Raw genomic sequence first — 12,598 nt, forward strand, 5'->3', positions numbered from 1 at the left:
TAGAAGCTAATTCGCTTCGACCTCTTTATTGCCTTTATTGCCTTTATTGATGCTTCTTGTTCATAGTTCATAGTAGCTTATGGCTACGACATATTCAGCTTTCAACAGGGAGTTATTGAAGCTGCAAGTCACCTGATAAATTCTATCTAGTATGAATCGATAAGCCTTAGTTTGAGAATGTTGTAGTTGTAGCTAAAATGGAATTTCCCCCTGTCTATTTTGTATTGTTATTTATTACTCTTCAGGTATATGCATATCTTCATATTGCAGTATTCTGAGGCCATAACTTGATATTCCTTTGTTTTATCCTATTTTAAAAAAGTGATGATAAATGAGGATCATAAAATGATTAAAGGAAAAGCAGGGATTGCAGCAATAGCATGTGGGATGTATCTATTTGTAAGTATTGCTAATGCAAGTGAAACAGAAGGAATGTATGTAGGTCTGGGAGTAGCCAGAATTAATGTTGAGTTGAGTGTAGATAATCTAGGAAGCGTTGATATCAGCAATAATATGCTTGGAATTTTATTAGGATATCAATTTAACGACTATTTTTCAATTGAAGCAAGAGGTTACAGTAATTTATCGGATGAAGAAATAGGTGGTGTTAATGTTGAAGTTGATCATCAGTTTAATGCGCTTATTCGAGGAGGGTATCTTATAGCGCAATATTTCAAACCATATGTTTTATTTGGTTATGGTACTTCCAAGTTGAGCGTTTCTGGCTTATCCGAATCTGATGAAGACATGGTTTACGGGGTGGGACTTTCTGTCAATAGCGGGCAGCCATTACACTTAGAAGTTGAATGGCAAAAAAGTTATGATAATAAATTTGATGGGTATGGTTTAGAAGCTGATAGCTTTCAAGCTAATTTGGTTTATTACTTCTAGTTGAAGTAACCGAATATTAGCTTACTCACTCTGTTCGAAGAGATGAATAATCCGGTGTAAACGCGGCTGTGACCTTCGGTTTCAGGGATGAAACCGCAGAGCGTATAGGGATATATTCATAGCGTGTCGCAGAAGTGTTTGCACTTAAGCCTGCGGCAGGCAATAGATCACAATGAAGCTATGGTTTTCAATTCAATAACCCAATATGAAAATTGGAACCGTAAGAAAACAAAAAAGCACTTCGAACGAAGTGCTTTTGATTTTAATTAGTAGAGTGAAGTAAGTCAGAATTCAACAACAACCCACCAGAAATCAACGAACCAAAATGAACGACCTAAGCTTTCACTAGCTTAGCCAGATCTGCTGGTCGATAGTAAACCGACTTAAGCACCTTACCTTGACGCACAATTTTACCCGCCATATCTACATCTTTAGCGCACTTGGCGATGATGAAATCACCCTTGGTGCTGCCAACAATCTCGACGCCTTGCTTGGCGTAAAACTCGATAGTCTCTTCAAGCTCTTTCTCGTTGCGACACACCTTGCTCATGTTGCTCGAGTGAACTTCATCCCAGCAAGTGATGAAATCGATTTCGCGGTTCTTGGCCACATGTAACAGCAGGTCGATGACATAGCTGATCTCCATGCGATCACTGACCTGAGTGGCACCAAGGTGAACTAAGCGGCCCATCAGTACATAGACTGAATCGACGATAGCATCGGCTTGCTCCATGCGGCTGTCGGCTTCGGCAAGCTCGGTGAGCTCTTCGATGGCCAATGAGGTGTGCAGTGTGTCGGCCTTGTCATCGAGTGTGCTCTCATCTTCGCTTGGCAGATCGAAGGTTGAACGAAACTGTAAGATGTCACGGTAAAGGTGATCGTAAAGTGGCTGAGTAAGTGCGGTAAGTTTCATTGATTTGCCTTGAAGCCTGAGCTTGCTGTTTGAATATTGGAATTGCGGTGATTCTAATTTAATGGCAAGCCAAAATAAAGGGGTGAGCACTAAGTTCAAGAGAAGTTCAAGCCAAGTTCAAGCAGGCTTTAAATGGGGCTTTAGCTGGGTTCAAACAGAACCCAGGCTGAGCTTAGAAGCTATTTCAATCGGTTATAGAGGGCTATTGTCGTGAACTAGGTCCAATATGCTTATCTAGAAAAACTTCCAGGCGCTTAAACAGTTTTACATTGTTCTCATACTTTGCAAATCCATGACCCTCTTTGGGCTCCACCATGGATTCATAGGGGTAATTAAGCTCATCTAATCGCTCGGTTAGTGCATCGTATTGCTCAATGGGAACACGCACATCTTCGCCACCATGAACGATAAAGAGTGCAGCTTTCAGTTTTTCAAGATGATTAATAGGGGAGCGCTCTATCAAGAATTTATCATCATTATAGCCCCATGCTTCATTAAGGAAATTTTTGCCATATCGGCTTTTGGGGATATCAGAATATTTATGTAACTCGATGTCGTAGACACCAGCATAAGGGATGGCACATTGATATAACTCAGGCTCTTTTACCACTCCCATTAACGCGGCGTAACCTCCGTAGCTTGCGCCAAAGATGCAGATCCTATCTTTATCCGCATAGCCTTGCGCTATGGCCCAAAGCGTGGCGTCGGTTATATCGTCCTGCATTTCGGCGCCCATCTGGCGATATGCATCATATTGAAAGCTATGTCCATAACCACCTGAGCCACGATAGTTTACCTGTAAAACCCCATAGCCACGGCTAGCGAGAAACTGATTCCTGCTGCTGAACTTCCAGTAATCTCTAACGCCATAGGGGCCACCGTGTATGCTAAGTACGAGAGGCAGATTTTTAGTTTTTCCTTTGGGTAGAGTGAGGTAGCCATGGATTTCGAGTCCATCTCTGGCAGTGAATTTAATCGGTGTAACCTCACTCATTAGGTTTTTATCTAGCCAAGGCCTGCTAGAAAATAACGGCTTTATCTTATTTGTCTGAATATCAAACAGATAAAAGTCTCCAGAGTTAATGTCATTAAGGGCATGAATAACAGCAAAATATCCATCTCTGCTGTATTCGATGATTAGATCATTATCTGGCAGTAGACCTTGTAAGCTAGCAAACCTTTGCGCTTCGCCGCGGCTATTATCAAAGAATGTCGTACTTGGGTATCCTGCATCTTGCCTATAACCTATCGGAGTCGCTCTGTATTTACCTGAACCATAGATGAGAGCTGTTGCTTCAAAGGGCTGCTCTGCAATTAGCGTGCTGTGTTTACTGGCTAAGTCGTACTCATATAGCCCTTCAGGCCCAGTATCAGAGGCTGGGAGCCAGGTATAAATTCCTTTTCCATCAAGGGTAAAGCCAATGGGCTCCATACCCGCTGACTTGTTTGAGTGTTGATCCAACTTGTGCCAATCGCCTCCCTCTTCAAGGCGGTAAAAGCTTTCTTGAACATCGTCATTCGTCACGCCGACGGTTAAGCGAATATCGCCCTCACTATCTGAATACATCCTGCTGTAGTGAGCGGGACTACGGGTGACTTTTCTTCTTTTTCCTGAGTAAACATTGAGTTTATAAGCGGTAGGGTAAGCGCCTGTAGAGCTGTCTTGAATCAATATGTGTTTTTTATCTTTATCTAATGTATCGATAATTCTAAAGGGGCGGCTGTGGCCTCCGAGTGAGTTCTTTAATAGGCTTATGTCTTTTTTCTTGCTGCCATCGGCATTCGACGCGAAGTACTCCCCTGTATGAAAGGGGGTGTCGAATTGCCCTTTATTGATCACTAGGCTGGCGATAAATCGCTCATCGTTGACCCACACGAGTCGACCGATCTCAGTTTGGCCTGAAAATCGAGAGGATCGCCATTCAAATGGGGCTGTGAAAGGCTTCATATTCGCAGTGGTAAAAATATAGACCTTAGCTTCCTCTTCGGTATCGGCTATAACAGCCAGGTACTTTCCGGTAGGCGATAGGTGAGCGGATTGAATATCTCGATATTTAAGAAATGACTCAACAGATATGTCGGCAGCGGTTTTGGCAAAAGAGGATGTGAGCCCCATACAGCTAATGAGTAGGGCGATGAACAGCTTGTACATCTACTATTTCCTTATAATAAACGTGGGTAAACTTATTATGTTGAGAGCATATTTCTGGGACAGAAATTTGCCGCACAATATGCTCTCAAAAATCTTGGTTATGGTTAACCGACAAGCTGATGACGGAACACCTTCTCATTCATATTTTCCAGCTCATTAAGCCACTTATTTACCGTAGCTTCATCGTGAGGAGCGGGTGATACGCCGATGGCCAGATCGCCGGCGACGAGTGATTCGATAGCCACTGCGACGGTGAGTGATACTAGACGAGCCATGGCTGAGCCCCGCTCATCTCCGGCTTCATCGATGCCATAGCTTGAGTGCCAGAGTGTTTGCTCGCCTTGTGGATCTTTGACCTCTAACTCAACTGATAGCACTACGCGATCGGCTTCGCCTTTATCGTATTGGTGTTTATCCCAAAGCTCATCACTGAGCTCGGCTAAACGGGCAAGGCCTGTTTCGCCTACCGCATTGTCGACCTCTGTGAATAACTCAGACCAGGCTGACGACCAGCCATTGAGGCGCAGCGTGCCGCGAACAAATTCCTGAATGTTCCAGTCTTCGCTAAAACCATATTGCTTGTGGAATGGCAATGAGTCTCGGTTTGGATAGGCTTGAAAAGTCTCAAGACTGGCATCACTCATGCGCATATCGAAACTCGACAGTGCTAGCCAAGGTTTTTCTGTCCGTTTTACTTCACCATCTTGGGTCCACTGCGCAGGAGATTTAAGCGCTTTAAGTACGCCAAGTGGTGACCAGGAGAACTTATATCTGAACGCATTCGCGACCTTGGGAAAGCCGCCACAGTATGAGCGGAAGCTATGTTGGTTGGCTTTATTGAATTTATCCGATGCTTGATATTCGGCGATCAAGGCGTGGGCTAGCAGGTGATCTAGCCCAGGATCGAGTCCCACCTCATTAACGAAGCTAAGGTTTAAGCTTTTGGCTTTATCATGCAGGGCTTGCATCTGTGGTGACACATAGCTGCTGGAGACGAAATGGGCTTTGAGTCCAAGACATAGCTCGGCAACTTGCAGATGCAAGGTGGCTGGCAACATGGAGATCACTACATCACCTGGGTTAACGTCGGCTTCAAGGCTGAGCCAGTCTAGCTGCTTAGTGGGAATATTAATCCCTAAGCTGGCAACCGCTTGCTCGGCTTTGGCTATGGTGCGGTTCCATAGAATGAGTGGTTGACCCGATTGAGCCACTTTTTTTATGCCTGGAAGTGATGAGAGTCCAGCGCCTAGCCAGTGAATTGTTGTCATTGTTATTATCTCTTTAAAGTTAATCGCTCTACGAGTTTATGAAGCTAATTTACTGCTTATACTTGGCTGAGTTTGTCGGTAAACACTCGGTTGGCTCGCTGCCAAACCCCTTGAGTGAGATCGTCCAGTTGCAGCAGATGTGGCAGTAGTTGCTCGCAAAAATCTTCGCTGCTCTCGACGGGCAGCAGTGATGGCAGATGATCGATGGCGATCAAATCAACCGGGTTGTCTCCCTTGATGATCCGCAAGCATGGCTTATCAAAGGTGGTACAGCTTGAATAGATAGGCAGTGGGTTGTATGTCCCATAAGGATCGCAACTGACATCGCAGATAATTGCCAGACGTCGTGGCTCTATGTCGTTGGTCTCGAGCATCGGCAAGGTGATAAAGGGTGGCAGTGCTTGTTGCACAAAGACACAATTGACCAGTACATCAAAATCGAGAATATCTTCGAAGGGGCCACCAACTTGTGTTTCTGCCATATCCCATTCGGTGACCTCTGCGCCAACACATTTTGCCATCTCGACCGCGCCGCGGCCGCTGCGCCCTTTAGCGCCAATGACCAACACCTTAGGTGCTCGTGCTAGCGGGCTCAATGACTCGGCCACATCATCGACGAGAGCCTGTTTGCTCGGCATGGAAGTCAGCTTATTGAGCACGGGATCAGCAGCTTGCTGACGACGCCCAAATGCCTTGAGTGCCACGGCAGCGCCAGCAAATCCTGCCCAGTAGCCAAATGCTGCTACTCTGCGTTGATTGTTATCCACTAGATACTCGAGATCGTACAGCTCTCCTTCTCCCGTTTTGAAGCGGCGAAGGACCGCTTGCCAGCCCTGTTGCTCCTTATACACATGAGCAAAGTGAATATGGCGGTGGGTGAGAGGCCAGCTGTCTTCACTGAGTTCTTTAAGGCCGAGAATGATGGTGTCACTCGGCGCGTTGTGCCAGCTGTGAGCTGGCGCAATTTCACAACCTATCTCTTGATAAGCTTGAGCTGGAATTGCGCTTAGGGATGACTCTTCGACGGTGATCTTAAAACCGGCCTGCAAGAGTTGCTTAGCGACATCGGGTGTCAGGGCAATACGTTCCTCTAAGGGTTTAGATTCTGCACGTAACCAAATATGGGCTTTTGTCATACCGCTCGATCTCCTGCAAGCCTATCTGCCTGCTAAGGTTTATTCCTGTAGCAGTGAATGGCTGGAAAATTGCTATTGAAAAATAGGTAGTGTATACAATATCCATAGTTACACAAGTTTAACATTTGACGTTCAATAAGATTCTAGGGGCAGATATAGCAATGGAAGAGCTACAAACTCAAGTTGAAGAGTATTCATCATCGGCAGTGATGGCACTGGTGCAGGAACATTTCCAGATGGCGGTCGAGGTCAAATCATTGCCTGGATATGTGGATCTCAACTATCTGCTTACGGATGAATTAGGCGAGCGCTTTATCCTTAAAATCGCCAATGCCGATGAATCTCTAGCTGAGCTGGATATGCAAAATGCGGTGATGCACTATCTTAATGAACAAGATCTACAGCCCTATCTATTACCTAAGGTGATAAAAAATCTTGCTGGTAATGAGATCACGCCACTACAGGATAGTTATGGCAGGCAGAGATCGCTGCGCTTGCTAAGTTATGTGCCAGGTATTTTTTATTATGAACATCAAGAATTAGCATCGAGTCATCACGCTCAACTTGGTGCCTTATTGGGTAAGCTTGACCTGTGTTTACAAGGTTTCTCCCACAGTGCAGCCTCACGTCATTTTGATTGGGATCTTAAGCATGCCAAGTCAGTGATTGAGTCTAAGGTGGGCTTAATCACAGATTCTTCCCAGCGACAGCAGGTACTATCGATTCTCTCTGGGTTTATCCATCAAGTGACTCCCTTTATCGATGAGCTGCCTCAAGGCGTGATCCACAATGATGTTAACGATTATAATCTGCTACTTAGCAGTGGTGAGCGTGATGCCGCTGTTATAGGGCTAATTGATTTTGGGGACATGGTACATAGCTATCAGATCAATGAACTCGCCATCGCCTGTGCCTATGCCATCTTAGGCGCGGAATCGCCTCTGGCAATCATCAAGGCTATCACGTTAGCCTATCATCAGCAGCGGCCACTTAATGGCGCCGAGCTTTGGGTCTTACTGCCTCTGATTGCCGCCAGACTCGCGGTCAGTGTATGTAACTCTGCCGAGGCGATTCTAGCTGAACCCGATAATGATTATCTCTTAGTGACAGCCAAGCCTGCTTGGGCGGCGATTGCGACCTTGCTTAAACTGGATGCCAAGAGTGTCGGTTTCGAGCTGCAGCGTTTATGTCTGTCGGAAAAAGAGGGCGCTGGCAACTGTTTTTCATCAGCAGAGGGCACTGATACGACTTCATCTGAGCGACATCGCGATATTCTCAGCCAAAGAGCCGAACGCTTATTTAAGACCTTAAGTGTCTCCTATGAACAACCTTTGATTATCGAGCGGGGCCAAGGGCAGTTTCTACTGGATGAGCACAATATTGCTTACTTAGACATGGTCAATAATGTCTGTCATGTGGGCCATTGTCATCCCGCCGTGGTTGCTGCGGGCCAAGAGCAGATGGCTAAACTCAATACCAATACCCGTTATCTCAATGACAATATTCTCGATTACAGTCAGGCCTTGTTAGATACCTTTCCCGAACGTCTATCAGTGGTGATGTTCGTTAACTCAGGCAGTGAGGCGAATGAGCTTGCCATGCGATTGATGCGATGTAAGACGCAATCGGATGAACTGGTGGTTGTGGACGGTGCTTATCATGGTAATACCAACAAGGCGATCGAGATCAGCCCCTACAAATTTAATGGTCCAGGCGGCGAAGGGGCGGCGGAGCATATTCATATCGTGCCTATGCCAGATCCCTATCGCGGCCCATTTAAAGGCATGTCCGTTGAATCTGGTCAGGCTTATGCCCAGTCGGTGGAGCAAGCGATTAGCGCATTGCAACAAGATGGCAAACAGTTAGGGGGTTATATTTGCGAATCGCTGCAGGGCGTTGGCGGCAATCTCATCATGCCAAACGGTTATCTTAAGGCTGTCTATCAAGCGGTTCGTCATGCCGGTGGAGTCTGTATTGCCGATGAAGTTCAGGTGGGCTTTGGCCGAGTAGGTTCTCATTGGTGGGCATTTGAGACCCAAGATGTAGTGCCGGATATTGTCACCTTAGGCAAGCCTATCGGTAACGGTCATCCGATGGCGGCGGTGGTCACCACCAAAGAGATTGCCGCTGCGTTTGTGACTGGCATGGAGTACTTCAATACATTCGGCGGCAACCCAGTGTCGTGCGCCATAGGTAAGGCGGTAATCGACACAATAGAGAGTGAAAATTTGATGGGAAATGCGCGCGATACAGGTGATTATCTGCAGACATGTCTGAGGAAATTACAAAAGCAGTTCGACATCATAGGAGATGTCAGAGGCTTAGGACTCTTTATCGGTGTTGAGCTGGTGGAGGATGAAAAGTTGACCCCAGCAACAGCAAAAGCGCAGGCATTAATTGAGTGGTTAAAGTCTCGCCATATCTTGCTCAGTCTCGATGGTCCTTTCAATAACGTACTTAAAATTAAGCCGCCAATGGTTTTTAACAAAGATAATGTCGATTATTTTATTGAACAGCTAGCTCAGGGATTATCTCGAATAAATGCATAAATAGTAAGAATGGTGACTTTGTACTGAATTTCTAGTCCTTTCTGCTAGCGATTCATACTTAGTCGCTAGGCATCGACTCACACGCACACGTTACGTGATCTAGATCTCATTGTTAATTTTATGTAAGGATGTTCGGCCGCAGTAATTAATAAGCCATCGGATGAATGGTCGTTATTGCGAGGCAGTTGCCGACACTAAAAAAATAAAAAGGAAGATATAATGACCTCGAATCAAGCACCTTTAGACCAAGAACCAGATAATCTGACGGGGCAAGAAGGTGGTCGGCCCAAGAAGTTGCCAAGTCTAATCGATGCGCTCATTCCTGTTTTTGCACTTGTGTCCATGTTGGCGGCCGCTGTTTACCTTTATTCATCGGATAGCTCTTATGGGGCTAATCAGATAGCGCTTATTTTGGCGGCGTGTATTGCGCTCATTGTTGGTGTTAAAAATGGTTACAGCTGGAAGGAGATGGAGGCCGGTATCGTTAAGAGTGTGGCCGTATCAACGGGTGCTTTGTTAATTCTGTTCTCTGTTGGTTCCCTGATCGGTACTTGGATCCTCGCCGGTACTGTGCCAACCATGATCTATTACGGCATGTTAGTGCTCAATCCTGAATATTTCTATGCGGCGGCTTGTCTTCTGTGTGCAGTCGTAGCCTTAAGTATCGGTAGCTCTTGGACAGTCGCAGGCACGCTCGGTATCGCCTTGGTGGGTGTGGCTGGTGCTATGGGTTTAAGCGTGGAGATCACCGCAGGTGCTATTATCAGTGGTGCTTACTTTGGCGATAAGATGTCGCCAATGTCTGATACCACTAACTTGGCGCCAGCGGTTGCTGGTACCGATATCTTCAGTCATATCCGCCATATGGTATGGACCACTGCGCCGAGTATCATCATCGCCATGATTGGATTTTTAATCTTAGGTTTCACCAGTGAGCCAAGTGGAGAGGCGAGTGATTTACAACACAGTATGCAGTTATTAAAAGAGCAGTTTAATCCTGGGCTGCATCTCTTGTTGCCACTGCTAGTGGTTTTAGTGTTGGCTTTTAAGAAGATGCCCGCATTCCCCACGGTTATTTTAGGGACTATTGCAGGGGCCTGCTGTGCAGCAATTTTTCAGTTTGACAGCATCATCGCCTTTGTTGCCGATGACAGCCTACCGCCAATAGTGGCGATGGTGAAAGGGATCTGGACAGCCATGTTTAATGGCTACACCGCCAATACCGGCGATGAAGTGCTCGATAGCCTGCTGAGTCGAGGCGGCATGAGTCAGATGACCAATACGGTTTGGTTAATCCTCTGTGCGATGGCATTTGGTGGGATCATGGAGGTTACTGGTCTGCTTAAGCGTATCTTACAGAGTATGTTGAGTTTAGTGACTTCCAGTGGCAGTTTGATTATCACCACACTGGCGACGGGGATTGGTGCAAACTTGATCACAGGCGATCAGTTTATCGCCATCATCTTGCCGGGTCGTATGTTAAAAGCTGAGTACACAGAGCGAGGATTAGCGGCGGTGAACCTGAGTCGTGCATTGGAAGACTCTGCGACCATTACTAGCCCGTTAGTGCCATGGAATACCTGTGGTGCTTATATGGCCAGTACATTAGGCGTCGCAACACTTGCTTATCTACCTTATGCTTTCTTTAACTTGGTGTGTCCATTGGTGAGTGGCAGCTATGCCTATTTCAACTTTAAGATCCTGAAACTTGCGGATATGCCTGAACTCGAAGCCGCGGCGGCTTAGGGGGATTTTGAGGTCCTAGGAACTAGAACCTAGGAGCTATTGAAATGGCTAGGCAATGAGCCTAGCCGTTTTTGGAACTAGGCTGCTGTACTCTTTTCTGCTTTATCATCTTCAACTGCACCATGCTTAATCATAAGCTGGTGGATCTGTTCATCTTTCTCTTCCCAGATCTGATTTAACCAGCGCTGAAATTCAACACGACATTGAGGCTCAGAAAAGTAGCGCTTGTTATCGACCTCGGGTACTGGAAGCACCTGAACTCTAATCACAATCTTCTTAATCTTGCCATGCATGACTTCAGATAGCGGATCGTCTTGTGCCTCGGGATAGACCAAGGTGACATTGAGTAAGTTGGTAAATTGTTCGCCCATCGCTGATAGCGTAAAGGCGATGCCTCCAGCTTTAGGGCGCAATAGGTAGCGATAAGGTGAGTCTTGACGTGCATGCTTCTCTTTGGTGAATCGACTACCTTCGACATAGTTGATGATAGAGGTCGGCATGGTCTTAAATTTTTCACAGGCACGTCTGGTAGAGATAAGATCTTTACCTTTAAGTTTTGGGTTTTTCTTTAATTTTGCAGGGCTAGTACGGCTCATAAAAGGCATATCGAGTGCCCAACAACCTAGTCCTAAAAAGGGAATATACATTAGCTCTCTTTTAAGGAAAAACTTAAGCATGGGAATGTGATTTCTTAGTACATAGGTTTGAGCTGCGATATCGAAGCCACTGAGGTGATTACTGATGAGCAGATACCAGTCATTTTCATTGAGATTTTCTAGCCCTTCAATATCCCACTCGATATCGGCAAGTAGGAATAAAATCCCCCCATTACAGGTCGCCCATGCCCACATAAAGCGGTTCATTATTTTAGTCAGAAAGTTGCGGCCAGCGGTAAATGGCACGAACAGTTTTATGATCCCGCCGAGGCTGATTAAGCCTGCCCAGACAGTGGTATTGATCGCTAATAGCACTGAGCTTATAAAATAAAGCACTGAACCTGGTAAGAAATTTAACATCGTTCGGTTATACCTTTTTCTTTGCGGTTTTTTCTTGGGCGAGCAGATCGAGTGTTTGATCTTTCTCGAACCAAATTTTATTGAGTTGCTCTTGGAAAGCAATTTTAAACTCACGATCCTTCATATAATCACCGCGCATTTCACTCGGTATCTCAGATACGCGAATATGCACATGGACATCTTTTACTTGGCCGCTGATATAGTCCCAGTAGCTAGGTACTTTGTCAGGATAATAGATAGAGACATCAACCAGCTTATGAATATGCTCTCCCATCGCCGATAAGGCAAACGCTAAACCGCCAGCTTTAGGTTTAAGTAGATGCTTAAATTGAGAATTTTGCTTCTGGTGTTTCTCAGTCGCAAAACGCGTGCCTTCGACAAAATTCATCACACTAACAGGCTTGGATTTGAACTTTGCACAGGCTTTGCGGGTGATCTCAATATCTTTGCCTTTTAGCTTAGGATTTTTCCTCAGCTGAGCCGTGCTGTAACGGCGCATAAAAGGAAAATCCAATGCCCACCAGGCCAATCCCAGAAATGGGACGAAGATCAGCTCTTTCTTGAGAAAGAACTTCAAAAAAGGAATTTTTCTATTGAGTGCTTTCTGCAGTATCAGGATATCGACCCAAGATTGATGATTGGCAATGACCATATACCACTCTTTTGTGGAGAGCTCTGCATCACTATGGATATGGACTCTTACTGGATGAAATATTCGTTCGATTAAGCCGTTGATCGTGATCCAGGCTGTGGCACAGTTATCGACAAACGCCGAACAGGCGGTTTGGGTCACTGTGATCGGGATGAGTTTAATCGGGCTAAAAATGATGATGGGAAGCACCCAGAAAATAGTATTCGCTAGCCAGCACACGAATGCCAGACAGCCTCTGATTAATGACAAAACTCTACCCACTTAAGATCCCTTCA

At 45.7% G+C, this 12,598-nt stretch carries 9 protein-coding genes; 3 read left to right on the top strand and 6 right to left on the bottom strand.

Annotated elements, in window-relative coordinates; genetic code table 11:
* Positions 1 to 345 precede the first annotated feature (345 nt).
* Complete coding sequence (locus FM038_RS02195; protein WP_185965737.1) at positions 346 to 891, top strand: porin family protein; 546 nt, start codon at positions 346 to 348, stop codon at positions 889 to 891.
* A 334-nt stretch (positions 892 to 1,225) separates the two neighbouring features.
* On the opposite strand, the gene FM038_RS02200 is transcribed toward FM038_RS02195, so the two are convergent.
* The 4 genes from FM038_RS02200 to FM038_RS02215 form a co-directional block, all read right to left on the bottom strand.
* A complete protein-coding gene (locus tag FM038_RS02200) occupies positions 1,226 to 1,804 on the bottom strand; it encodes a nucleoside triphosphate pyrophosphohydrolase family protein (protein ID WP_142871752.1) in 579 nt (192 codons plus the stop codon).
* Between the two features lie 202 nt (positions 1,805 to 2,006).
* The gene (locus tag FM038_RS02205; RefSeq protein ID WP_142871753.1) at positions 2,007 to 3,956 is read right to left on the bottom strand and encodes an alpha/beta hydrolase family protein; all 1,950 of its coding nucleotides are present in this window, start codon (positions 3,954 to 3,956) and stop codon (positions 2,007 to 2,009) included.
* Between the two features lie 104 nt (positions 3,957 to 4,060).
* Positions 4,061 to 5,224 (bottom strand): saccharopine dehydrogenase family protein, encoded by a 1,164-nt coding sequence (locus tag FM038_RS02210; protein WP_142871754.1) that lies wholly within the window; start codon positions 5,222 to 5,224, stop codon positions 4,061 to 4,063.
* Positions 5,225 to 5,280: 56 nt separating this feature from the next.
* On the bottom strand, positions 5,281 to 6,360 hold the full coding sequence (locus FM038_RS02215) for a saccharopine dehydrogenase (RefSeq protein ID WP_142871755.1): 1,080 nt from the start codon (positions 6,358 to 6,360) through the stop codon (positions 5,281 to 5,283).
* A gap of 161 nt (positions 6,361 to 6,521) precedes the next feature.
* Here FM038_RS02215 and FM038_RS02220 point away from each other — a divergent pair, with 161 nt between their 5' ends.
* Together FM038_RS02220 and nhaC are read left to right on the top strand one after the other, a co-directional pair.
* Positions 6,522 to 8,909, top strand: a complete 2,388-nt coding sequence (locus FM038_RS02220; protein ID WP_223292982.1) for an aminotransferase class III-fold pyridoxal phosphate-dependent enzyme — start codon at positions 6,522 to 6,524, stop codon at positions 8,907 to 8,909.
* Between the two features lie 219 nt (positions 8,910 to 9,128).
* Positions 9,129 to 10,655: a Na+/H+ antiporter NhaC gene (gene nhaC / locus FM038_RS02225; RefSeq protein WP_223292983.1), complete on the top strand. Its 1,527-nt coding sequence runs from the start codon at positions 9,129 to 9,131 to the stop codon at positions 10,653 to 10,655.
* Between the two features lie 77 nt (positions 10,656 to 10,732).
* Here the strand turns inward: nhaC and FM038_RS02230 are convergent, their stop codons facing one another.
* Positions 10,733 to 11,671 carry an acyltransferase gene (locus tag FM038_RS02230; protein ID WP_142871756.1) on the bottom strand — a complete coding sequence of 313 codons (939 nt, stop codon included), beginning with the start codon at positions 11,669 to 11,671 and terminating at the stop codon, positions 10,733 to 10,735.
* A 7-nt stretch (positions 11,672 to 11,678) separates the two neighbouring features.
* Positions 11,679 to 12,584 (bottom strand): acyltransferase, encoded by a 906-nt coding sequence (locus FM038_RS02235; protein ID WP_142871757.1) that lies wholly within the window; start codon positions 12,582 to 12,584, stop codon positions 11,679 to 11,681.
* Positions 12,585 to 12,598 lie beyond the last annotated feature (14 nt).

Origin of the sequence: Shewanella eurypsychrophilus, assembly GCF_007004545.3 — a bacterium.
Lineage (GTDB): Bacteria > Pseudomonadota > Gammaproteobacteria > Enterobacterales > Shewanellaceae > Shewanella > Shewanella eurypsychrophilus.